Source organism: Bradyrhizobium sp. MOS003, from assembly GCF_003020125.1.
Classification (GTDB): domain Bacteria; phylum Pseudomonadota; class Alphaproteobacteria; order Rhizobiales; family Xanthobacteraceae; genus Bradyrhizobium.
This window is the reverse complement of the sequence record NZ_PYFW01000011.1, coordinates 163458-185844: the sequence shown is the minus strand read 5'-3', so window position 1 is coordinate 185844 and position 22387 is coordinate 163458. Positions and strand designations below refer to the sequence as shown.

General features: G+C 63.2%; 19 protein-coding genes and 2 tRNA genes. 16 read left to right on the top strand and 5 right to left on the bottom strand.

Features of this window, described 5'->3' with window-relative positions:
- Positions 1-334: 334 nt before the first annotated feature.
- The 5 genes from C7G42_RS31470 (at position 335) to C7G42_RS31450 (ending at position 4393) form a co-directional block, all read left to right on the top strand.
- The gene (locus tag C7G42_RS31470) at positions 335-571 is read left to right on the top strand and encodes a hypothetical protein (RefSeq protein WP_094892050.1); all 237 of its coding nucleotides are present in this window, start codon (positions 335-337) and stop codon (positions 569-571) included.
- A 307-nt stretch (positions 572-878) separates the two neighbouring features.
- On the top strand, positions 879-1418 hold the full coding sequence (locus tag C7G42_RS31465) for a TRAP transporter small permease subunit (protein WP_106952758.1): 540 nt from the start codon (positions 879-881) through the stop codon (positions 1416-1418).
- Complete coding sequence (locus tag C7G42_RS31460; protein WP_106952757.1) at positions 1415-3019, top strand: TRAP transporter large permease; 1605 nt, start codon at positions 1415-1417, stop codon at positions 3017-3019. Before C7G42_RS31465 ends, C7G42_RS31460 begins: the two co-directional genes overlap by 4 nt.
- A gap of 102 nt (positions 3020-3121) precedes the next feature.
- Positions 3122-3733, top strand: coding sequence for a hypothetical protein (locus C7G42_RS31455; protein ID WP_106952756.1), 612 nt, complete (start codon positions 3122-3124; stop codon positions 3731-3733).
- Between the two features lie 138 nt (positions 3734-3871).
- Complete coding sequence (locus C7G42_RS31450) at positions 3872-4393, top strand: REP-associated tyrosine transposase (RefSeq protein ID WP_106952755.1); 522 nt, start codon at positions 3872-3874, stop codon at positions 4391-4393.
- 284 nt (positions 4394-4677) lie between these two features.
- On the opposite strand, the gene glnA is transcribed toward C7G42_RS31450, so the two are convergent.
- Positions 4678-6087: a type I glutamate--ammonia ligase gene (gene glnA / locus C7G42_RS31445; protein ID WP_094891781.1), complete on the bottom strand. Its 1410-nt coding sequence runs from the start codon at positions 6085-6087 to the stop codon at positions 4678-4680.
- Between the two features lie 151 nt (positions 6088-6238).
- Positions 6239-6577 carry a P-II family nitrogen regulator gene (locus C7G42_RS31440; protein WP_007603495.1) on the bottom strand — a complete coding sequence of 113 codons (339 nt, stop codon included), beginning with the start codon at positions 6575-6577 and terminating at the stop codon, positions 6239-6241.
- Positions 6578-6957: 380 nt separating this feature from the next.
- Between C7G42_RS31440 and C7G42_RS31435 the strand changes: the two genes are divergently transcribed.
- Positions 6958-8457, top strand: coding sequence for an NAD(P)H-hydrate dehydratase (locus C7G42_RS31435; RefSeq protein WP_106952754.1), 1500 nt, complete (start codon positions 6958-6960; stop codon positions 8455-8457).
- Positions 8458-8464: 7 nt separating this feature from the next.
- Here C7G42_RS31435 and C7G42_RS31430 read toward each other — a convergent pair whose 3' ends face one another.
- A complete protein-coding gene (locus tag C7G42_RS31430; protein WP_106952753.1) occupies positions 8465-9778 on the bottom strand; it encodes a multicopper oxidase domain-containing protein in 1314 nt (437 codons plus the stop codon).
- A 154-nt stretch (positions 9779-9932) separates the two neighbouring features.
- On the opposite strand from C7G42_RS31430, the gene C7G42_RS31425 reads away from it, so the two are divergent.
- From C7G42_RS31425 to C7G42_RS31415, 3 genes are all read left to right on the top strand, one after another.
- Positions 9933-10017: transfer RNA gene (locus C7G42_RS31425), tRNA-Leu, on the top strand.
- Between the two features lie 178 nt (positions 10018-10195).
- Entirely contained in the window at positions 10196-11557 is a 1362-nt protein-coding gene (gene tig / locus C7G42_RS31420) for a trigger factor (RefSeq protein ID WP_106952752.1), read from the top strand.
- 282 nt (positions 11558-11839) lie between these two features.
- Positions 11840-12472, top strand: a complete 633-nt coding sequence (locus C7G42_RS31415; protein ID WP_094891777.1) for an ATP-dependent Clp protease proteolytic subunit — start codon at positions 11840-11842, stop codon at positions 12470-12472.
- Positions 12473-12534: 62 nt separating this feature from the next.
- Here C7G42_RS31415 and C7G42_RS34925 read toward each other — a convergent pair whose 3' ends face one another.
- The gene (locus C7G42_RS34925; RefSeq protein ID WP_147250311.1) at positions 12535-12741 is read right to left on the bottom strand and encodes a hypothetical protein; all 207 of its coding nucleotides are present in this window, start codon (positions 12739-12741) and stop codon (positions 12535-12537) included.
- A gap of 178 nt (positions 12742-12919) precedes the next feature.
- On the opposite strand from C7G42_RS34925, the gene clpX reads away from it, so the two are divergent.
- From clpX to C7G42_RS31380, 7 genes are all read left to right on the top strand, one after another.
- Positions 12920-14191, top strand: a complete 1272-nt coding sequence (gene clpX / locus C7G42_RS31410; protein ID WP_094891775.1) for an ATP-dependent Clp protease ATP-binding subunit ClpX — start codon at positions 12920-12922, stop codon at positions 14189-14191.
- A 325-nt stretch (positions 14192-14516) separates the two neighbouring features.
- On the top strand, positions 14517-16940 hold the full coding sequence (gene lon / locus C7G42_RS31405) for an endopeptidase La (RefSeq protein WP_094977649.1): 2424 nt from the start codon (positions 14517-14519) through the stop codon (positions 16938-16940).
- A 73-nt stretch (positions 16941-17013) separates the two neighbouring features.
- Positions 17014-17418, top strand: a complete 405-nt coding sequence (locus C7G42_RS31400; RefSeq protein WP_106952751.1) for a GFA family protein — start codon at positions 17014-17016, stop codon at positions 17416-17418.
- A gap of 49 nt (positions 17419-17467) precedes the next feature.
- Positions 17468-17544, top strand: a tRNA-Val gene (locus C7G42_RS31395).
- Positions 17545-17744: 200 nt separating this feature from the next.
- Positions 17745-18605, top strand: a complete 861-nt coding sequence (locus tag C7G42_RS31390) for a class I SAM-dependent methyltransferase (RefSeq protein ID WP_106952769.1) — start codon at positions 17745-17747, stop codon at positions 18603-18605.
- 89 nt (positions 18606-18694) lie between these two features.
- Positions 18695-19720, top strand: a complete 1026-nt coding sequence (locus C7G42_RS31385; RefSeq protein ID WP_106952750.1) for an acyltransferase family protein — start codon at positions 18695-18697, stop codon at positions 19718-19720.
- Between the two features lie 158 nt (positions 19721-19878).
- On the top strand, positions 19879-21423 hold the full coding sequence (locus C7G42_RS31380) for a hypothetical protein (protein WP_147250310.1): 1545 nt from the start codon (positions 19879-19881) through the stop codon (positions 21421-21423).
- Between the two features lie 6 nt (positions 21424-21429).
- On the opposite strand, the gene C7G42_RS31375 is transcribed toward C7G42_RS31380, so the two are convergent.
- Complete coding sequence (locus C7G42_RS31375) at positions 21430-22386, bottom strand: cation diffusion facilitator family transporter (protein ID WP_199581237.1); 957 nt, start codon at positions 22384-22386, stop codon at positions 21430-21432.
- Position 22387: the final 1 nt, after the last annotated feature.

The window sequence follows — 22387 nt, the reverse complement described above, 5'->3', positions numbered from 1 at the left end:
GGACTCACGGTTGCCCGCCCTGTCCCCACGCAATCGCGCCGGCGCTGCCGCGTCCACCGCACCCCGGCCCGCATCTCGTGACGATCGCGAAGCGCCCCTCTGGTAGGGCCGGGATGGCGTGTCTATGTCACAAATCCGAAATTCGGGAAAGTGGAATATTTTTGACGAGAGGGCTTGACCGGTGTTTTGCCCGACGCCTCTCAAGAGTAACCCGGGAGCGGGTCGGAAAGCATTGCGTTATCCCAATTGCCGGGAGGCGCTTGATTGGCCAGACTTGCTTGGCGGGTTTGGCAGATACAACTTAGGTTCTGTCCCGAGACGGAGGATGACCTTCATGAGCAGACCTGTGAAGACTGAAAGCGAACTGATCGCCATGGCCAAGGCCGAGTTGAAGGTTCATGCCGACTGTCCCGATGGAATGACAATCTCGATCCTCCGCGATGGCCGTTCCTGGGAGTTTCGAGCCAGCGCAGACCGGGCCACCTCGGATCGGCCCGGCTACCCCGAATGCGTGGCGATGCTTGTCCAGATCGGCGACCACCTCTGCAAGCAGTACGACGTCGAGGGTTAGTTCCGTTCGAGGATCGCATTGCCGGAAGCGCTGCACGCCAGCCGGATTCATCACTGTGACCAAATTTTCGGCTTCGCTGCGGCCCATTGTCCATTTTCTGGTTGACCCGAAATCGGCCGACGGTAAATGTATCTTGCTTCACGCGGCGGGTGAAACCTGAACAGGTCTTGCCAAAAACCGACGACAAGAACGGGCGGAAGCATCAGGAGGGTGGACTAGCTCCCGCGCGGAAGTGGACGGACGCTGATTTGGCGTCACGGTCCTGCTCGTTTGGGGTCAGCACCCAGCGAGCGGGGAAAAGGCATCGATGCGCCCATTGTTGGCGGTGAGTACGGCTATCGACTGGCTGAACGAAAAGGTCGGCAACGTCTGCAACATCCTGGTGCTCGCGGCCTGCGCGGTCAGCGCTATCAATGCGATGATCCGGTATGCCTTCAGCTACAGCTCCAACAGCTGGCTCGAGACGCAGTGGTATATGTTCGCCGTCATTGTGATGTTCGGCTCGTCCTATACGTTCAAGCGCAACGAACATGTCCGCGTCGAAATCATGTACCTCATGCTGTCCGAACGCGGCCAGCTATGGCTCGACCTGATCGGGACGTTGGTGTTCCTCATCCCCGCGTGTCTGCTCCTCAGCTACCTCTCATGGGCGATGTTCTACAACTCGTTCGTCATCGGCGAGATGTCCAACAACGCAGGCGGCCTTATGCGGTGGCCGATCAAGTTCGTCCTAACGGCCGGGTTCTTCATGGTCGCCCTACAAGGCGTCTCGGAGGTCATCAAACGCGCGGCCGCCTTGCGCGGTGAAGTCAAAATCGATGCGAAATACGAGCGGCCGACCCAATGATCACGATTGAGATGATGCCGCCGCTGATGTTCGGCGGGCTGGTCCTGGCCATGCTGATCGGATTCCCGGTCGCCTTTACGCTGGCCGCTCTGGGTCTTTCGTTCGGATTTCTCGCGATCCACGAAGGATTCTTCGGGTTCAGCTTCCTCCAGGCCATTCCGGAGCGCATCTACGGCAGCGTTCTCGCCAACGAGCTGCTGCTGGCAATTCCGTTCTTCACCTTCATGGGCGCGATCCTCGAACGATGCGGCCTCGCGGAGGATATGCTGGACTCCATGGGGCAGCTGTTTGGCCCCATCCGGGGTGGTCTCGGCTATTCCGTGATCATCGTCGGCTTCATCCTCGGTGCCATCACAGGCACCGTGGCCGCGCAGGTAATCGCGATGGCGCTGATCTCGATGCCGGTGATGATCCGCTACGGCTACAACATGCGCTACATCACCGGCGTGCTCGCGGCTTCCGGCACCATCACCCAGCTGGTGCCTCCCTCGCTGGTTCTGATCGTGCTCGCGGACCAGCTCGGCAAGTCGGTCGGCGACATGTATCTGGGCGCCTGGGGCCCGTCGATTCTCCAGATCGCGCTGTTCGCGGGCTACACGTTCGCGCTGAGCGTGATCAAGCCGGACCATGTCCCGGCCGTGCCCAAGGAAGCAAGGACGCTCACGGGCTGGGCGCTCTGGCGCAAATGCCTTCTGGGCATCATTCCGTCCGCTGTTCTGATCTTCGTGGTGCTCGGCACAATGATGCTGGGTCTTGCCACCCCGACCGAAGCAGGCGCGATGGGCGCCGTCGGCGCGATCGTCCTCGCCGTCATCCATCACAAGGACTTCAGCTCGACCGGTCACAAGGTGCTGCTTGTGGGCGTTGCGGCGGCCGGTGTCGGCACCATCATCGGGATCTACTTCACGCCTAATCTGGCGTTCAAGATCGCCTTCGCCATTGCCTATCTCGCGGTCGCCTGGGTCTGCATCGAGGCGGTGAGGATTCCGGACCTGCGCACGCTGGTCAAGCAGGGCTACGAGACCACCATGCGCATCACCTGCATGGTGACGTTCATCCTGATCGGATCGACCTGCTTCTCGATCGTCTTTCTCGGTTGCAACGGTGGTGTCTGGCTGGAGCACATGCTGACATCTCTGCCCGGCGGCGTCTGGGGCTTCCTGATCTTCATGAACCTGTTCATCTTCTTCATCGCCTTCTTCCTCGACTTCTTCGAGATCGCCTTCATCATCATCCCGATGATCGCGCCGATCGCGCAGAAGCTGCTCGCTCCCGTCGTCGGGGCGGATGCTGCCTTGATCTGGTTCGGTGTCATGCTCTGCGTCAACATGCAGACTTCCTTCCTGCATCCGCCGTTCGGCTTTGCGCTATTCTACCTGCGAGGCGTGGCGCCGAAGGAGGTCAAGAGTTCGGACATCTATTGGGGCGCTATGCCATGGATCGGCCTGCAGGCGATCATGGTCGCGGTCGTCATCGCATTCCCGATCACCGTCACGGGGTTGCTGGACGCTCCCAGGAAGGTGGATCTGGACAAGATCAAGATCGAAATTCCTGATATCGAGATGCCGCCGCCGCTCGATTTCGGCCAGCCGAAGAATTGAGAACTTGTTGTGGTTCAATCCGAAGCATGATCGTGCTTTGTATCGTGTCCGGTCAGCCGCCCGCACGACTTCCAGCTCGCTCCCGGATTGGATTGCCTCTCGATGATACGCAGCGTCACCGCCACAGTCCTTGTCCTGTTCGCGTCCTGCGCATTCGCCCAAAGCGCGCCGCCGCGGGAGGGTCCGATCAGCTGCGCTGCGCCTGTTGCCCCTGACGATACCGAGCGGAGCCTGAAGCAGCGCTATGGCAAGGACGCCGTGGTGCAGGATCTGCCGGGCGCAGAGGGCGAACGCTACAAGGGCATCGTGCTGTTCCCGAAGGCGAGGGACCGTCGCATCGAGATCGCCTTCACCGACGACAAGGCCGGGCGCGCCTCCGGCCTGACCTTGCGCGACGCGGGCAAGGCCAGCCTCTGGAACGTCGCCGGCGTCACGATCGGATCCAGCCTTGCCGACGTGCAGAAGGCCAACGGCAAGCCGTTCCTCGTCAGCGGCTTCGAATGGGACTATGGCGGCTTCGTCACCGACTGGAAGGGCGGAGCGCTCAGCCGGCCGCTGCCAGGCGGCTGCACGGTCACGATCCGCTTCGGCGGCAAGACCGGCGCGCCAAGGTCGCTGTCCGGCGACGGCGTAAAGGCGGCCTCCGACAACGCGGCGCTGGTGAAGTATGCGCCTGTCGTGACCGAGATCGGGGTGAATTTTCCGGACAAGTGACGATGTGCGCGAGCGGTCGGCGGATTACGCCTTCGGCTAATCCGCCCTACGGGCTTGTGATATGCATCTGGAGTGAGCGAGTAGGGCGGATTAGCCGAAGGCGTAATCCGCCATCTTGACTGGGGCGAGGGCGCGTCGATGCCGAATTACCGCCGTGCATTTGTTCCAGGTGGTTGCTGGTTCTTCACGGTCAATCTGCTCGATCGGAAGCAGAAGCTACTCGTCGAGCATATCGCAGCGCTGCGGGCGGCCGTTGCGGCGACGCGCCGGGACTATCCTTTCAATATCGACGCGTTCGTCGTTCTTCCTGACCATCTTCATGCGGTCTGGACGCTTCCGGCCGGCGACGCCGATTTTTCCATCAGGTGGAGGTTGATCAAGACGCGCTTCGCGAAGATGGAGCCGTTGACGGCGGTCCAGATCGCAGGACGTGAGCGTGGCATATGGCAGAACCGATTCTGGGAGCATCTCATTCGCGACGAGTCCGACTATGCACGCCATGTCGAGTATTGCTACATCAATCCAGTCAAGCACGGACATGTGAGCAGCGTGTTGGACTGGCCGCATTCGTCATTTCACCGGGATGTCGAGGCCGGACTGTTTCCTCAGGACTGGGCAGGGGATGGCAGCACGGATGGTGACTTTGGCGAATCTGCTTGAGTGTCGCGAGCGGTCGGCGGATTACGCCTTCGGCTAATCCGCCCTACGAGACTGCGTTTTGCATTTGGAGTAACCAATCGGTAGGAATTGGTTCGTGCTGATTTTTACGGCTCTGATTTGTTCTTTGAGAACGAAGTGGAGTCGGATGCGGAACGAAAGCGGACGGCGCATTGATCGTCCAGTACGACCGACCCGAACACGGAGTCGCTTGGGAAGCGTCCCCCAAACGAAAAGGCGCCTCCTTTCGGAAGCGCCTTTTGCTTGTCGCATAAAGTCCGGGCCGCTTAGCCCGAATAGTACATCTCGAACTCGACCGGGTGCGGGGTCATTTCGAAGCGGGCGACTTCGGTCATCTTCAGCTCGATGTAAGCGTCGATGAAGTCGTCGTCGAACACGCCGCCGGCCTTGAGGAAGCCGCGGTCCTTGTCGAGGTTTTCGAGCGCCTCGCGCAAGCTACCGCAGACGGTCGGGATCTGCTTCAGCTCTTCCTTCGGCAGGTCGTAGAGGTCCTTGTCCATCGCCGGACCCGGATCGATCTTGTTCTTGATGCCGTCGAGGCCGGCCATCAGCATCGCGGCGAAGCCGAGATACGGGTTGGCCATCGGATCGGGGAAGCGCACCTCGACGCGCTTGGCCTTCGGCGAAGCGGTGTAGGGGATGCGGCAGGAGGCCGAACGGTTGCGCGCGGAGTAGGCGAGCAGCACGGGGGCCTCATAGCCCGGGACCAGACGCTTGTAGGAGTTGGTCGACGGGTTGGTGAAGGCGTTGATCGCCTTGGCATGCTTGATGATGCCGCCGATGTAGTGCAGGCAGGTTTCCGAGAGATCGGCGTATTTGTTGCCGGCGAACACCGGCTTGCCGTCCTTCCAGATCGACTGGTGCACGTGCATGCCCGAGCCGTTGTCGCCGAAGATCGGCTTCGGCATGAAGGTGGCGGTCTTGCCGTAGATGTGCGCGACCTGGTGGATGCAGTACTTGTAGATCTGCATGTGGTCGGCCATCAGCGTCAGCGTGTCGAACTTCATGCCGAGCTCGTGCTGGGCGGAAGCCACTTCGTGATGATGCTTCTCGACCTTGACGCCCATCTTGGCCATGGCGCCGAGCATTTCCGAGCGCATGTCCTGCACCGAGTCCTGCGGCGGCACGGGGAAATAGCCGCCCTTGGTGCGGATGCGGTGGCCGAGATTGCCGCCTTCGTATTCGGTGTCGGAATTGGTCGGCAGCTCCGAGGAGTCGAGCCGGAAACCGGTCTTGTAGGGCTCTGCCGAAAAGCGCACGTCGTCGAACACGAAGAATTCGGCTTCGGGACCGACGAACACCGTGTCACCCACGCCCATCGACTTCACCATGGCTTCCGCCTTCTTGGCGATGCCGCGGGGGTCGCGGTTGTAGGGCTCGCCGGTGGTCGGCTCGAGCACGTCGCAGGTAATGACCATGGTGGTCTCGGCGAAGAACGGGTCGATCGTCGCAGTGACCGGGTCGGGCATCAGGCACATGTCGGACTCGTTGATCGCCTTCCAGCCGGCGATCGAGGAGCCGTCGAACATCGTTCCTTCGGCGAAGATGTCGTCATCGATCATGCTGACGTCGAACGTCACATGCTGCCACTTGCCGCGCGGATCGGTGAAGCGCAGGTCGACGTACTTGACGTCGTTGTCCTTGATCGATTTCAGGACGTCTTTGGCGGTCTTCATGCATACCCCTTTTGGCTCTGCGGGTCGGTTTCCAGATGAGCAAAATTATTCTCGCTCAGGCGAGTTTTGCGCGACCGCACAAACGAAATCAGGCCGCCGAAGCAGCCTTATTTCCGGTCGGAGTGTCGCAAAATTCGGGATAGCACCCGGCTCAGATAGCGTCCAGCCCGGATTCGCCGGTTCGGATGCGGATCGCCTCTTCGATGTTGGAGACGAAGATCTTACCGTCGCCGATGCGGCCGGTTTGCGCGGCGCGGCGGATCGCGTCGATGGCGCGTTCGACCAGATCGTCGCCGATCACGATCTCGATCTTCACCTTGGGCAGGAAGTCGACGATGTATTCTGCGCCGCGGTAGAGCTCGGCATGGCCCTTCTGCCGGCCAAAGCCCTTGGCTTCGGTGACGGTGATGCCCTGAAGGCCGACTTCCTGAAGCGCTTCCTTCACCTCGTCGAGCTTGAATGGCTTGATGATGGCTTCGATTTTCTTCACTGCGCGCCTCCCGGCCTTGAACCAATAGCAACGTCTTCGTCAGGATGCGCTTTCTTAACGCACGATCTTGTCTTCGCTATGCCTGAAACCCCTGACCAGTCCGGCAACAACGGCCGGCCACACTCTGATAGATGCCAGTGAGCACGACGAACCGAAGCGGCTTCCTCGAAAGCAGGGTCTATGCCAAGTTGCAAATGCCCTGATTGTTGGAGCGTTATCAGCCTTTTAACGTGCATCCCTGTGCAGTGGCGCCGACCTGCACAAGATATCGAAGACTACGAAATAGGCAAACGGTTCAATATGTGTGCAAATCGATGTTCCCAAGGGTGGGATGGCACGTCACGTGCCTGTTGAAAAGGCGTTTGGACCAGGGAAGTGGCATGGAAGTTCTAACCACCGCTGAAATGCAGCGTGCCGACCAGCTCACCATTGCGGCCGGCACGCCCGGTTTCAAGCTGATGCTGAGCGCGGGGCAGGCGGTCGCCGATGCCGCGCATGCACTGGTGGAGGAGGGGCCGATCCTGATCGTGGCCGGCCCCGGCAACAATGGCGGTGACGGTTTTGTCGCAGCCGCCGAGCTCGCCGCGCAGGGGCGCGAGGTCTCCATCATCCTGATGTGCGAGCGGGACCAGCTCCAGGGCGACGCGGCCTCGGCCGCGCGCGGCTGGAAGCATCCGGTGCTCCCGTTCAATCCGCAGGCGATCGGACGGCCCGCGCTGATCATCGACGCGCTGTTCGGCGCAGGCCTCAGCCGTCCCGTCGATGGCGAGGCGCGTGCGATGATCGAGGCGATCAACGGCAACGGCGCGCCGGTGCTCGCGGTCGACCTGCCGAGCGGCATCAACGGCACCAGCGCAGCCGTGATGGGCGCGGCGGTGAACGCCACCGAGACCGTCACCTTCTTCCGCAAGAAGCCGGCGCATCTGTTGTTGCCGGGCCGGATGCATTGCGGCCATGTGCGTGTCGCCGACATCGGCATCGACGCGCAGGTGCTCGACGAGATCGCGCCGCTGACCTTCGAGAACGATCCTGATGTCTGGGGCGCCGCGTTTCCGGTGCCGCGCATCGACGGCCATAAATACGCGCGGGGGCACGTGTTGACGGTCTCAGGCGATGCGGCGGCGACCGGCGCTGCGCGGCTGGCCGCGCGCGGGAGCTTGCGCGCCGGGGCGGGGCTGGTGACGCTGGCGAGCCCGCGCGATGCGCTCGCGATCAACGCGGCCGCGCTCACCGCCGTCATGGTGCGCCCCGTCGACACCGCGATCGAGTTCGGCGAGCTGCTCGGCGACAAGCGCTACAACACCTGCATCATCGGCCCCGGCGCCGGCATCGGCGAACGCACCTGCGATCTCGTTCACACCGCGCTCACGGCGCGGCGTCATCTGGTGCTCGATGCCGATGCGCTGACGAGTTTTGCGGCAAATCCCGCGCGGCTATTCGAATCGATCAAGTCGTCACACGACAATGCGGTGGTGCTGACGCCGCACGAGGGCGAGTTTCCGCGCCTGTTCTCCGACCTCAGCAACAAATCCCCCGGCCGCTCCAAGCTGGAGCGCGTGCGCGCTGCCGCCGAACGCTGCGGCGCGGTGGTGCTGCTAAAGGGCCCGGATACCACCATCGCGGCCCCCGACGGCCGCGCCGTCATCGCCGCCAACGCGCCGCCCTGGCTCGCCACCGCCGGCGCCGGCGACGTCCTCGCCGGCATTATCGCCGGGCTTTTGGCGCAGGGCGTGCCGGCCTTCGAGGCCGCCAGCATCGGCGCCTGGATGCACGGCGAGGCGGGACGCGAAGCCGGGCCGGGGCTGATCGCCGAAGATCTGGCCGAGACGCTGCCGGCCGTGCACCGGCGGATCTATGATGCGCTGGGCATCGAGTATTGAGCCCGCTTCATTCCACTCCGTACCAGCGCACCAGCCGCGGCGCGGCCCAGTCGGTCGCGACGGATTCGATCAGCCATTGTCCAGGTGCGGTCGCCGCGAAGGCGATGCGCTGGGTCTGGCCGGGCTCGATGGCGAGCGTGTCGAGCCAGTAGGGCTTCCAGCCGTCGTCGAGCTTGTCGAGCAGGCGGAAGGGGTGGCCTTGCAAGTGGAAGACGGTCGCGATGGGCCCAGGGTTCTTGAGGGCTAGCACGACGGTGCGGCCGGGCCTTACGCGGAAGGCCGGAGCGGATTTGACGGAGAAGCCCGCCGGCCGCAGCCACCCGGCCTCGGGTGTGGCCAGCGCGACATCGAACCGCAGGGCGCCTCTCAGGTCGAGCTTCTCGGGCAGGCCATTCGGAGGGAGTGGCTGGGGCGGCGGCAGCGGCGGACGCTCCAGCTTGCCGGAGATGGTGAGGCTACCGATTTGGCGCGCCTCCTTGCCGTCATGGAGCAGGAATCGGGCCGATGCGGCCGCATCTACAAAGGCATCGGCGCGCGCGCCGGGGGCCAGCACCAGGGCGCCGTTGCGTGCCGGAAACGGCTCGGCCGGCTGCCCGTCCAAGGCCATCACCTGGACCTCGTGGTTCTCCAATTTGATCGCGAGAACAGAGCGTTGCGAGCCGTTGATGAAGCGCAGCCGCAGCCGCTCCCCGGCTGAGGCTGAGAGTTCGAATGAAGTCCCGCCGTTAATCGTGTAGAGAGCGCTCGTGTCCTTTGGGTCTCGGCCCGGCGGAAGCGCGGTCCCGTCCGGCCGCAGCCGCCACTCCTCGATCAAGACAACCACGTCACGATCGACGACGACCCGGCTGGACTCGGCGACGAGGATCGGAAGCGGACGGGCGGGCTGCTTCTGTCCGTCCTCGAACAGCCGAAAGTCGGCCAGCAAGGTCCCCGCGTTTGGTATTGAAATGTTTGAAGTTTCTGTCGCATCCGGCGCCACCGGCCCGCGACCCCGGAACTGATCGGTCACGGACGGGGCGTTCAGGCCGTACCAAACTGGCGCAAGCGGGACAGTCAGGTGGTTGCGAAACACCACCTGGCAGCTGTCAAAGCGCTTGAGGCGAACGTCCCCGATGGGACTTACGGCGGCCAGCTCCCAGATCGGTGTAGCCGGTTGATCCGGCCTGAGAGCCAAGGTTGACGCCCTGGCCTGCAGGGCGAGCTGGGCGGTCGGGGCCGGCACGGCGCCGCCGGCGATCAGCCCGACTGCCGGGGCGCACAGGGAAGCGCCGAGCCCGGCCAAAAGCTCGCGTCTGTTCGGCTCGAATATCCCAGCTTTCATGGGCCGATCCCGACCACGCCGCGCTGGATAAGTCCAGCCATCGTGCCTACGTAAAGCCTGCCTCCATCGGGCCATTTTTTTGCTGCGAACAGTCAGGCGCATGTTATAAGCCCGGCCGCCCGCGGCATCGCGGCCGGTCTTGATGCAAATTCACGCGGGCGTGGCGGAACTGGTAGACGCGCTGGATTTAGGTTCCAGTGACGAAAGTTGTGGGGGTTCGAGTCCCTCCGCCCGCACCAAGCGCTTATCGCGTTTGCACGGATTACTGAGGGGCCTTGCTCCGCGCGGATGTTTTTCCGTCGGGGCCGGGTTCGATGAGCCGCCGGCGTCGAGGCGTTTGCCTCGCGACGGATCGATTAATGACAGCGTCCCGACGCGACAGCGTGCCGGGACCGAACGGGAAGAAGATTGGACGCCATGCAGGTCACAGAAACCCTCTCGGAAGGTTTGAAGCACGAGTTCAAGATCAGCGTTCCCGCGTCTGATCTCGACGCCAAGGCCGGCGCCAAGCTCGTCGACCTCAAGGACAAGGTCCGCATCAATGGCTTCCGCCCCGGCAAGGTCCCGGTCACTCACCTGAAGAAGGTCTACGGCCGCTCGGTGATGGCCGAGACCATCGACCAGACCATCCGCGACACCAACACGCAGCTGTTCTCCGAGCGCGGCTTCCGCCTTGCGACCGAGCCGAAGATCACCATGCCGAGCGAGCAGGCCGAGGTCGAGGAGCTCTTGAGCGGCAAGACCGATCTGACCTACACGGTCGCGATCGAGGTGGTGCCGGCGATCGCACTCGCCGACTTCAAGACCTTTGAGGTCGAGAAGCCCGTGGCCGAGGTCACCGATTCCGACGTCGACGAGGCGATCAAGCGCATCGCCGATACCAACCGCGGCTATGCCGCGAAGGCCGAGGGCGCCAAGGCCGAATCTGGTGACCGCGTCACCATCAACTTCAAGGGCAGCATCAACGGCGAAGTCTTCGAGGGCGGAACCGGCGAAGGCATCCAGGTCGTGATCGGCTCGAACACCTTCATTCCAGGCTTCGAGGAACAGCTCACCGGCATCGGCGCGGGCGAAACCCGCACGCTGAAAGTGTCGTTCCCCAAGAACTACATGAACGACAAGCTCGCCGGCCAGCCGGCCGAGTTCGAGACCACCGCGACCACGATCGAGTCGCCGCAGGACGTCGCCATCGACGACGCGTTCGCCAAGACGCTTGGCCTCGAATCGCTGGACAAGCTCAAGGAAGCCGCGCGTGAGCGCCTGGTGGCCGAGTTCGCCGGCGCGACGCGCCAGCGCGTCAAGCGCGCGCTGCTCGACCGCCTCGACGAAGCCCATCGCTTCGAGGCGCCGCCCTCGCTGGTCGACGAGGAGTTCAACCTGATGTGGAACTCGGTCAAGGCCGAGATGGACTCCGCCGGCAAGACCTTCGCCGACGAGGACACCACTGAAGACGCCGCCAAGGAAGAGTACCGCAAGATCGCCGACCGCCGCGTGCGGCTCGGTCTCGTGCTCTCCGAGATTGGCGAGAAGAACAAGATCTCCGTGACCGACGACGAGGTCGGCCGCGCCGTGATCGAGCGCGCCCGCTCGATGCCCGGCCGCGAGAAGGAAGTCTGGGACTATTACCGCAGCAATGCCCAGGCGCTGGCCCAGCTTCGTGCACCGATTTATGAGGACAAGGTCGTCGACTTCATCCTCGAGCTCGCCAAGGTGACCGAGAAGAAGGTCTCGCGCGAGGATCTCTACAAGGACGACGAGGCGGAAAAGACCGCGGCCTGAAGGGGTTGAGGCAGGCCTCCATTAAGGATGATCAGCGAAGAGGCCCAGCTAGCCAGATGGCCGGCTGGGCCTCTTCGTGCGAATCAGCTTCAACTGCCGCGAAGGATTAAGCCTTAATTCGCTCCGCACTTGTCAGAAGCGAATTGGGCTATATCTGTCGATACGCCTTTCACGTCTATCAAGTTCCTGCATCACACAGGACGTTCATCAGCTTTCCGGCAAATCCAGCCAAACTGGCCGTCATGCCCGGCGATGTCCGTCTCCGAAAACCCTAGGTGACTCATGCGCGATCCGGTTGAAACCTACATGAACCTCGTGCCCATGGTGGTCGAGCAGACCAACCGTGGCGAGCGCGCCTACGACATCTTCTCGCGCCTGCTGAAGGAGCGCATCATCTTCCTGACCGGCCCGGTCGAGGACGGTATGTCGACGCTGGTCGTCGCCCAGCTCCTGTTCCTCGAGGCGGAAAATCCGAAGAAGGAAATCTCGATGTACATCAACTCGCCGGGCGGCGTGGTGACCTCGGGCCTTGCGATCTACGACACCATGCAGTTCATCCGCCCGCCGGTGTCGACGCTGTGCACGGGGCAGGCCGCCTCGATGGGCTCGCTGCTGCTCTGCGCCGGCGAGAAGGACATGCGCTTCTCGCTGCCGAACGCGCGCATCATGGTGCACCAGCCCTCCGGCGGCTTCCAGGGCCAGGCGACCGACATCATGCTGCACGCCCAGGAAATCCTGAACCTGAAGAAGCGGCTCAACGAGATCTACGTGAAGCACACCGGGCAGACCTACAAGGCGATCGAGGACGCGCTGGAACGCGACAAGTTCCTCACCGCGGCCGACGCCAAGGAGTTCGGCCTGGTCGACAAGGTGATCGACAAGCGCGCCGAGGAGCCGGCGGCGAAAGCCCCGTAGCACTACTGGAGTGTGACGGCGATCCCTTCGAGATCGCCTGCTCCCATCAGGTGGCGTTCACGCTATGGACGCGTGGGCGCGTCGCAAAACCCGGTTTTGCGGCCTGCGACAGGCGGAAAGTTCCGCTTTCGTGCTTGTTTTTCGTGGCTATCCAGCAACGCCGGGGTGATTTCGATCACTTCGCCCGTGCCAAGACCGGAAATCACGGTATTGTCACGGGTAGCCGGCAGCCCCCGATTAGCGAATTCTTGATAGTCGGGTGACAGCATGGTTGGCTACGAACGATCGGCTATGATCGCGGAGAATCGAGTGACCGTGATTCGCACGGGATGTAATGCGTAGGGTCTTTTTTGGTACGGAATTTGCTCTACTTAAGCTTCATGCCGGCCATCGTGTCGGAATGAAGCGATCGAGCGGAACGGAATCGAACCGCGGACGGAGACAGGAATGAGTAAGGTCGGCACGAGCGACTCCAAGAACACGCTATATTGCTCGTTCTGCGGCAAGAGCCAGCACGAAGTCCGCAAACTGATCGCGGGTCCCACGGTCTTCATTTGCGACGAGTGCGTAGAGCTGTGCATGGACATCATCCGCGAGGAGAACAAATCCTCGCTGGTCAAGTCGCGCGACGGCATCCCGACGCCGAAGGAGATCTGCAAGGTCCTGGACGACTACGTGATCGGCCAGAGCCACGCGAAGAAGGTCCTGTCGGTGGCGGTGCACAACCACTACAAGCGCCTCAACCACCAGACCAAGCACAACGACGTCGAGCTCGCGAAGTCGAACATCCTGCTGATCGGTCCGACCGGTTCGGGCAAGACGCTGCTCGCGCAGACGCTCGCGCGCATCCTGGACGTGCCGTTCACGATGGCGGATGCGACGACGCTGACCGAGGCCGGTTATGTCGGTGAGGACGTCGAGAACATCATCCTGAAGCTGCTCCAGTCGGCCGACTACAATGTCGAGCGCGCTCAGCGCGGCATCGTCTACATCGACGAAATCGACAAGATCAGCCGCAAGTCCGACAACCCCTCGATCACGCGCGACGTGTCGGGTGAGGGCGTGCAGCAGGCGCTGCTGAAGATCATGGAAGGCACGGTGGCTTCGGTCCCGCCGCAGGGCGGCCGCAAGCATCCGCAGCAGGAATTCCTGCAGGTGGACACCACCAACATCCTCTTCATCTGTGGCGGCGCGTTCGCCGGCCTCGACAAGATCATCTCGGCGCGCGGACGGTCGACCTCGATCGGTTTCGCGGCCCAGGTGATGGCGCCGGAAGACCGCCGCACCGGCGAGATCTTCCGTCACGTCGAGCCTGAGGACCTCCTGAAGTACGGCCTCATCCCCGAGTTCGTCGGCCGTCTGCCGGTCGTGGCGACGCTCGAGGACCTCGATGAAGCCTCGCTGAAGAAGATCCTGACCGAGCCGAAGAACGCGCTGGTGAAGCAGTACCAGCGGCTGTTCGAGATGGAGAACATCGAGCTGACCTTCGCCGACGAGGCGCTTGGCGCGGTCGCCCGCAAGGCGATCGAGCGCAAGACCGGTGCGCGCGGGTTGCGTTCGATCCTCGAGGCGATCCTGCTCGAGACCATGTTCGACCTGCCGGGCCTGGAAGGTGTGGAAGAGGTCGTGATTTCGCGCGAAGTCGTGGAAGGAACGGCGCGTCCGCTCTACATCTACGCTGATCGGTCCGATCGCGCCGTCGAGAACGCCAGCGCCTGATCTTCGGCGCTGGAACGCTCCAATTGTACTCTTGAGGTGGGGCTGCGGAAGTGTATTTCCGCAGCCGGTGTTGCGTCGCTTACCGCGTTGCGTAAGCGCCTGATGGCGCGCGTCTTTCAATGACTTGACACCCCCCGGGTCGATAGCCACCTAATGTCGGCGGCGAGCAAAAATTCTCTACCAGATTCGCCTCAGTTCCGATCCGGCGAGCCGGTCCAACGCGCAAACGGACCGACCGGTTTTGCGGATCACCTCGGCACCTTGTGGCGGTTGCGCATGAGCATGGCGGGCTGCGTGCAAGGGGGCAAAGCAAAAGGAAAAGGCCATGACTAATCCAAAACCCCGGCCGACCATCGTTCATGGCGAGACACACGCCTATCCCGTGCTGCCGCTGCGCGACATCGTCGTCTTCCCGCACATGATCGTTCCGCTCTTCGTCGGTCGCGAGAAGTCGATCCGCGCGCTCGAAGAGGTGATGAAGAACGACGCGCTGATCATGCTCGCAACGCAGAAGAACGCGTCCGACGACGATCCGGCGCCTGACTCGATTTACGAGACCGGTACGCTTGCCAGCGTGCTGCAGCTCTTGAAGCTTCCCGACGGCACCGTGAAGGTGCTGGTCGAAGGGCTCGAGCGAGCGCGCGTGCAGAAATACACCGATCGCGCCGACTATTACGAAGCGACCGCCATTGCGCTGGCCGACACCGATGCGAAGTCGGTCGAGGCGGAAGCGCTGTCGCGCTCGGTCGTGTCCGACTTTGAGAGCTATGTGAAGCTCAACAAGAAGATCTCGGCCGAGGTCGTCGGCGTCGTTCAGGCGATCACCGATTTCGCCAAGCTCGCCGACACCGTTGCCTCGCATCTCGCCGTCAAGATCGCGGATCGCCAGGGCATCCTGGAGACGTTGTCCGTCACCACGCGCCTCGAGAAGGTGCTGGGCCTGATGGAAAGCGAGATCTCGGTGCTGCAGGTCGAGAAGCGCATCCGCTCGCGCGTCAAGCGCCAGATGGAGAAGACTCAGCGCGAGTACTATCTCAACGAGCAGATGAAGGCGATCCAGAAGGAACTCGGCGACGACGAAGGTCGTGACGAGCTCGCCGACCTCGAAGAGAAGATCTCCAAGACCAAGCTCTCCAAGGAAGCGCGCGACAAGGCGCAGCATGAATTGAAGAAGCTGCGCCAGATGTCGCCGATGTCCGCGGAAGCGACCGTCGTGCGCAACTATCTGGATTGGCTGCTGTCGATCCCGTGGAACAAGAAGTCCAAGGTGAAGAAGGATCTGGAGGCGGCGCAAGCCGTGCTGGATTCCGATCACTACGGGCTGGAGAAGGTCAAGGAGCGGATCGTCGAGTATCTCGCGGTGCAGTCGCGCGCCAACAAGCTGACCGGACCGATCCTCTGCCTCGTCGGCCCTCCCGGCGTCGGCAAGACCTCGCTCGGCAAGTCGATCGCGAAGGCGACGGGGCGCGAGTTCGTGCGCGTCTCGCTCGGCGGCGTGCGCGACGAGGCCGAGATCCGCGGTCACCGCCGCACCTATATCGGCTCGATGCCCGGCAAGATCATCCAGTCGATGCGGAAGGCTAAGTCGTCAAATCCGCTGTTCCTGCTGGACGAGATCGACAAGATGGGCGCCGATTTCCGCGGCGATCCGTCGTCGGCCTTGCTCGAGGTCCTCGACCCCGAGCAGAACGCGACCTTCAACGATCACTATCTCGAGGTCGATTACGATCTCTCCAACGTGATGTTCATCACGACCGCGAATACGCTCAATATTCCGGGCCCGCTGATGGACCGCATGGAGATCATCCGGATCGCGGGCTACACCGAGAACGAGAAGGTCGAGATCGCGCGCAAGCATCTGATCCCGAACGCGGTGTCCAAGCACGGCCTGGACTCCAAGGAGTTCTCGATCGACGACGACGCGTTGCTGCTTCTGATCCGCCGCTACACTCGCGAAGCGGGTGTGCGTAACCTGGAGCGTGAGCTCTCCACACTCGCCCGCAAGGCGGTGAAGGAGCTGATGATCTCCAAGAAGAAGTCGGTCAAGGTCACCGAGAAGACTCTCGAAGAGCTTCTGGGCGTGCCGAAGTACCGCTACGGCGAGATCGAGAGCGAACCGCAGGTCGGCATCGTCACCGGCCTTGCCTGGACCGATGTCGGCGGCGAGCTGCTGACGATCGAAGGCGTCATGATGCCCGGCAAGGGCAAGATGACGGTCACGGGCAATCTGCGTGACGTCATGAAGGAGTCGATCTCCGCGGCGGCGTCCTACGTCCGGTCGCGCGCGATCAACTATGGCATCGAGCCGCCGCTGTTCGACCGGCGCGACATCCACGTGCACGTGCCGGAAGGCGCGACTCCCAAGGATGGTCCGTCGGCGGGCGTCGCCATGGCCACCGCGATCATCTCGGTCATGACCGGCATCCCGGTCCGGCACGATGTCGCGATGACGGGCGAGATCACGCTGCGCGGTCGCGTGCTGCCGATCGGCGGCCTGAAGGAGAAGCTGCTGGCTGCGGCCCGCGGCGGTATCAAGACGGTGCTGATCCCCGAGGACAACGCCAAGGATCTCACGGAAATTTCCGATGCGATCAAGGGCGGCATGGAGATCATCCCGGTCTCGCGCCTCGACGACGTCGTCGCCAAGGCGCTGGTGAAGAAGCCGGTGCCGATCGTCTGGGAAGAGGACACCAAGGTGACGGTGAAGCCGGACGGCGACGAAGCCGCCGGCGGCCTGACCGCCCACTAGGCTTCAGCGAAAAGATGATAAAACGGCGCCTTCGGGCGCCGTTTTTGTTTTCGGCGGGCAAGGGAGGAGGCCGATGCAGATCGACGGGCAATGCCATTGCGGGAAGATCACCTTCGAGGCCGATGTCGATCCGGGGGAGGTCTCGGTCTGTCACTGCACCGATTGCCAGACGCTGACCGGCTCGCCATTCCGGGTGACCGCGATCTGCACCAAGGCCGACGTCAAGCTGACCGCCGGCACGCCCAAGGTCTACGGCAAGCGCGGCGACAACGGCCGGATGCGCTTCCAGCACTTCTGCGCCGATTGCGGTTCCCCGCTGTTCACCAGCGGGGAGGCCGACCAGGCCGACGATTGGGGCATCCGTTGGGGCTCGATCCGCCAGCGCGACAAACTGCGCCCCGTCAGGCAGATCTGGTGCCAGTCGGCGGCGGTGTGGATCGATGCCGTGCCGTTGCTGCCGGGGAGGCCGCAGGATTGAGGTCGGGCTTGCCGACCAAGGGCGGGTAGGGATAAAGAGGCGAGGCGAGGGGCGGTTAGCTCAGCTGGTTAGAGCATCTCGTTTACACCGAGAGGGTCCGCGGTTCGAATCCGTGACCGCCCACCAGCCTTCGCCCGCTTCGCGAGCTACGGCTCGGCAAGCCCGCGTAGCCCAACATCAGCTTCAGAGCCGCGCGTTCGGAGAAGCGGCGCACAAGCCGCTTTGGCTCCCGAAAAGGTGCGCTGGACATCCGGACGTGGTATCGCCGCGGTGTGGTTGCAGAGCTGCGACGAGCGGCATCGCGAATGGGAATGACCGGGGACACCATGCAACAGCCCAGCGGACACGAGCAAAACGCCGACCAGATCGCCTATTGGAACGGCCCGAGCGGCCAGCGCTGGGCCGATCGCCATGCGGCGCAGGAGAGCCTGCTCGGACCGATTGCCGAGGCGCTGATCGACCGCGCAAAACCGAAGCCAGGCGAGCGCGTCCTCGATGTCGGCTGCGGCTCCGGTGCGACGACGTTCGCGTTCGCCAAGGCGGTGGCGCCCGACGGGTTCGCGCTTGGCCTCGACGTCTCCGAACCGATGCTGTCGCAGGCGCGCGCGTTTGCGCCAAAAGGCCTGCCGCTCGATTTCGTGCTTGCGGATGCGACGGTGCATCCGTTCGAGCCGGCGAGCTTCGATCTGCTCGCCTCGCGGTTCGGCGTGATGTTCTTTGCCGATCCCATTGCGTCCTTCACAAATCTTCGCCGCGCGCTGAAGCCGACCGGGCGCCTCGCCTTCGCCTGCTGGCGCGAGCCCAAGGAGAACCCGTGGATGATGGCGCCGCTGATGGCGGTCTACAAGCACGTGCCGAAGATGCCGCCGGTCGGGCCGGAGGAGCCGGGCCCGTTCGCCTTCGCCTTGGAAGAACGTGTGATGCGCATCCTGAAGGGCGCCGGCTTCGTCGACATGGCGATGGAGCCCCATAATTTTCCGATGGACGTCGCGATCGGCGGCGGCCTCGATGCCGCGGTGGATGGCGCCTTGCAGATCGGCCCCGCCAGCCGTGCGCTGCAGGGACATCCGCCGGAGACGTACGCGGCCGCAAAAGCCTCGATTCGCGAGATGCTCGCGCCGTTCCAGAAGGGGCAGAGCGTCGCGTTGCAAGGCGCGATCTGGATCGTGACCGCGAAGGCGGCGTAGGGCTGCAGGGCCTCGGGAGTTCTCATGAGCGGCCAGGCCGAGTTGTGCCTCGTTGCGCGAGGTTGTGTGCGCTGCTAGGACGAGACGGGATGGGAAAGGCTCCGCTTCACGGTCGGCTGCCGGGCGTGCAGCTTGGGCGCGCGATCGCTGCTCTGGCGGTGTTCTACTTTCACACGCACCTCGCGCTGGTCTATTTCGACCCGTCGCAGCTAGCCACCTGGAAGTTTCTGGCAGCTCGCGGCGCCGACGGCGTTGACCTCTTCTTCGCTATCTCAGGATTTATTGTCTGCTACGTCTCGGCCGCGCCGGACTACACGAATTTCAGTTTCCTCGCCAAACGCTTCTTCCGCATCTACCCTCTCAATGCGCTCGCGACTCTGGTCATGATCGTGTTCTTTAGCCGCAGCATCGGAGGGCCGCCGCAGGAGATCGAGCTGGGACGGATAGTGTGGTCGCTGCTGATCGTTCCGCAGCCCGCCCCGATGAATGCCGTGGGCTGGACGCTCGAGTACGAGGTGATTTTCTATCTCGTCTCCGCCGTGCTCATCCCGCTTGGCGGACCCCGGCTGTTGTTCGTCTGGTGCATCGCCGCCACTTGGATCGGACGCGGCATCGAGCCGCAGCCGCCGATCATATCTCGTGTCGCCGACGGTCACTACGCCGACTTCGCCGCGGGCGTGTTCGCCTACATGATGGTCTCACGGCTGTCGCAGCGCTGGATCTCCAGTCTGGGGTTTCTCGCTCTGGCGAGCGTCGCCTACATTTTTGGTCCGCAACTGACGATATGGTCGACGCCGCTGGCGTGCTGTCTGGCCGTTGCCGGCTTGGCGCTCCTGCCATATGCGCCGCGCTTGTTCGTCTGGCTTGGGGACATCTCTTACGGCATTTATGTGTGGCATTGGCCTGTGTTCATGTTCCTGCCGTGGCTGGCTGCGTGGAGGCACTTCGACACGGCGAACGGCGAGGTCTGGCGCTGGAGCCTGCTGGTGCTGGTCCTCGTTATCGCGTCGGGGTCCTGGATCTTATTCGAACGGCCGATCAATCGTTGGGCAGCTCGCTGGCTGGCGCGCCGTTCAAAGGTCTCGTCCTCGCCAGCGAGCCAGGCTTCAGCATAACCTAACATCGCGGCAAGACTTATCGAGCGAATCGCTTGCGGAGATTGATAGTGAATCGAACACCGGGCCAGCGCCGTGGTCTTCTGCCTCCCTTGCTCGCGTGGGCAAACTCCGTCGCGTGGTTCTGGATCTGGGCGTGTGCAATCGGCTTGGCCCTGATGGTTCACTTGGCTTTCATGATGAACTGGCCGGATCACTTCATCCATGAGGACAGTGCGGCCTATATCATCCAGACCGAATCCATCCTGAGAGGACAATATCTCGAGGATGTGATGAAGCGGCCGTATGGCGTGGCCGCCTTCCTTGCGCTGCTATCGAAACTGTTCGGCCCGCACATCCTCGTGTTCGTCATCGCGCAGCACCTGATGAGCGTCGGCACCGCGCTTTTCGTTGCAGGGGTCGTGCGTTTTGCCGGCGCGCCGCGCTTCTTCGCGCTGCTGGCTTTTTGTCTTGCGGCGCTGCATGGGCGTATCGTCCATTACGACAATACGATCGGGGCGGAGACGATCTCCAACTTCCTGGTCAGTCTTGCGGCCTTCATCGCCGCGGGCGCGGCATTGAGGAAGTGGCCGGCGTTGCCCGCGGCTGCGGCCGTGGGCTTGACGCTCGGTGCCGTGATGACCTGCCGGTCGGCGGCGGTAGGACAGGCTGCCATCATTCTGTTGTGGCTGGTGGTGGTGCTGGACGCAGGGCTCCCGCGCCGGCTCGGCGTGCTTGCCCTGGCAGGCCTTCTCGCATCAGTCGTCTATCTGACGCCGGCGGCGATCAATCTGGCGATCAGCAAGCGCCCCGCCGGCAACGAGACCCTGGCCGTGATGGCCTTCGTGGTCGGCTATTCCGGCGATTTCGAGCACGGCGTTCATCTCGACCGGAAGGCGCAGGCGCGGGGGTACGTCGAGCAGATGCGTGCCGAAGACACGCCTCGGGGATGGCCCGACATCGAGGTCTATCAGTGGCCGTTCGGGGCGATGCACCGGCTGGCGAAGGCCGGCGACAGCGATACGGATCTCGAGAGGGTGGTGCGTGACATCTTCGTGGAAACGCTGACGACGCCGTCGACGCTCTATCGACACTTCACGAAACACTTTCTCCGGGAGATGTTCTTCCTGCTGTTCGACGCAAATTCGGTCGCGCGGCGGACGCCCAGTCCGCAGGGCTACGAGTTCTTCACGGAACGCGACAGGTTCCCGTTTTTTGGCAGCCCGACCGGGTTGAAGCCCGGACAGCTGATTCAGGACTATTACAAACCCTACGGGCCATTGTCGCGGCTGCTGCCGACCGCGGATCGGTTTCAGCTCAACCTGAACCGTCTCTTTGCGCGTGGCTACGCGCCGAGCTCGGATCTGGTCGCGCTGTGCTGCGGGTTGCAGGTTTCGACCGAATACGACGATTTTCCGGGTCTGATCTGGTGGCTGTCCTCGGCGACACTCGGCCTCGCTCTCGTGTTTCTGATTGGCGTCCCTGCGAGCCATGCGGGTTTGGTTCGGTGGCCGAGCGGCCGCCTCGTCGCCGGTGGCACATTAATGATCCTGCTGGCGATGGTCAGCGCCGCGTTTCCGACCTTTCTCATTTATGGGCTCAATCGCTACGCGTATTACGTCATTCCCTTCCTCGCCGGCTCGAGCGCGATCCTGGGGAGTGTGGTGTTCGATTGGCTCGGAGCCAGGGCCAGAGCCGGCCGGGCCGATCGCGACAAAGCCTAAGCGCGGTCACACCACATCATCCGGCGCCAGCGCGCAGCCATTGTCCGGATGGGTCTCGACCTGAAGCGTGGCGTGGCCGATGCGATGGATCGTCTTCAGCAGTTGCGCCGTCTCCATCAGGAAGGCATCGCCGGCCCCGGTGGGCATGACGAGGTGGCAGGTCAGGGCCGTCTCGGTGGTCGAGATCGGCCAGACGTGGAGATCGTGGATCGCGGACACGCCGGGACGCGCGAGCAGGAGGCCTCTGATCGCGGCAAGATCGGTGCCCCTGGGGGCTGCCGCCATCGACATGTCGATGGAGCCGCGCAACAGGCTGGTCGTGCTCCAGAGGATGGTGGCGCAGATGACGAGGCTGGTGAGGGGATCGAGCCAGAGCCAGCCGGTCCAGATGATCAACGCCGCGGAGACCACGACGCCGAGCGAGACCGCGGCGTCGGCGGCCATGTGCAGATACGCGCCCTCGATGTTGATGTCGTCCTTGCGCCCGCGCGCGAACAGCATGGCGGTAAAACCGTTGATGAGGATGCCGATCCCGGCGACCACCATGACAGTGACGCCTGCGACCGGCTCCGGCTCGCGCAGCCGCAGGATTGCCTCCCAGCCGATCGCGCCGGTCGCGACCAGCAGGAAAACCGCGTTCGCCAGCGCCGCCAGAATCGTGGAGGCGCGAAAGCCATAGGTGAAGCGGCCGCTCGGCGCCCGCCGCGCCGCGATCGAGGCGCCCCAGGCCACGACCAGGCCGAGCACGTCGGACAAATTATGGCCGGCGTCCGCGAGAAGCGCAGTGGAATTGCCGAGATAGCCGTAGATCGCTTCGGCCACGACCAGCGCGGTGTTGAGCGCAATGCCGATCGCGAACGCCTTGCCGAAATTCGCGGGCGCATGGACATGGCCTCGACTGTGGTCGTGACCGTGATCGCCATGATCATGGTGGTGATGACCGTGATGGTCGTGGCTGCCCACT

Bases quoted from the DNA above. Each gene is read 5' to 3' on its own strand.
- glnA (WP_094891781.1), bottom strand. From the start codon at position 6,087: ATGAAGACCGCCAAAGACGTCCTGAAATCGATCAAGGACAACGACGTC.
- C7G42_RS31460 (WP_106952757.1), top strand. From the start codon at position 1,415: ATGATCACGATTGAGATGATGCCGCCGCTGATGTTCGGCGGGCTGGTC.
- C7G42_RS31435 (WP_106952754.1), top strand. From the start codon at position 6,958: ATGGAAGTTCTAACCACCGCTGAAATGCAGCGTGCCGACCAGCTCACC.
- lon (WP_094977649.1), top strand. From the start codon at position 14,517: ATGACTAATCCAAAACCCCGGCCGACCATCGTTCATGGCGAGACACAC.
- C7G42_RS31415 (WP_094891777.1), top strand. From the start codon at position 11,840: ATGCGCGATCCGGTTGAAACCTACATGAACCTCGTGCCCATGGTGGTC.
- C7G42_RS31455 (WP_106952756.1), top strand. From the start codon at position 3,122: ATGATACGCAGCGTCACCGCCACAGTCCTTGTCCTGTTCGCGTCCTGC.
- C7G42_RS31450 (WP_106952755.1), top strand. From the start codon at position 3,872: ATGCCGAATTACCGCCGTGCATTTGTTCCAGGTGGTTGCTGGTTCTTC.
- C7G42_RS31400 (WP_106952751.1), top strand. From the start codon at position 17,014: ATGCAGATCGACGGGCAATGCCATTGCGGGAAGATCACCTTCGAGGCC.
- tig (WP_106952752.1), top strand. From the start codon at position 10,196: ATGCAGGTCACAGAAACCCTCTCGGAAGGTTTGAAGCACGAGTTCAAG.
- C7G42_RS31465 (WP_106952758.1), top strand. From the start codon at position 879: ATGCGCCCATTGTTGGCGGTGAGTACGGCTATCGACTGGCTGAACGAA.
- C7G42_RS31470 (WP_094892050.1), top strand. From the start codon at position 335: ATGAGCAGACCTGTGAAGACTGAAAGCGAACTGATCGCCATGGCCAAG.
- C7G42_RS34925 (WP_147250311.1), bottom strand. From the start codon at position 12,741: ATGCTGTCACCCGACTATCAAGAATTCGCTAATCGGGGGCTGCCGGCT.
- C7G42_RS31385 (WP_106952750.1), top strand. From the start codon at position 18,695: ATGGGAAAGGCTCCGCTTCACGGTCGGCTGCCGGGCGTGCAGCTTGGG.
- clpX (WP_094891775.1), top strand. From the start codon at position 12,920: ATGAGTAAGGTCGGCACGAGCGACTCCAAGAACACGCTATATTGCTCG.
- C7G42_RS31390 (WP_106952769.1), top strand. From the start codon at position 17,745: ATGCAACAGCCCAGCGGACACGAGCAAAACGCCGACCAGATCGCCTAT.
- C7G42_RS31430 (WP_106952753.1), bottom strand. From the start codon at position 9,778: ATGAAAGCTGGGATATTCGAGCCGAACAGACGCGAGCTTTTGGCCGGG.
- C7G42_RS31380 (WP_147250310.1), top strand. From the start codon at position 19,879: ATGGTTCACTTGGCTTTCATGATGAACTGGCCGGATCACTTCATCCAT.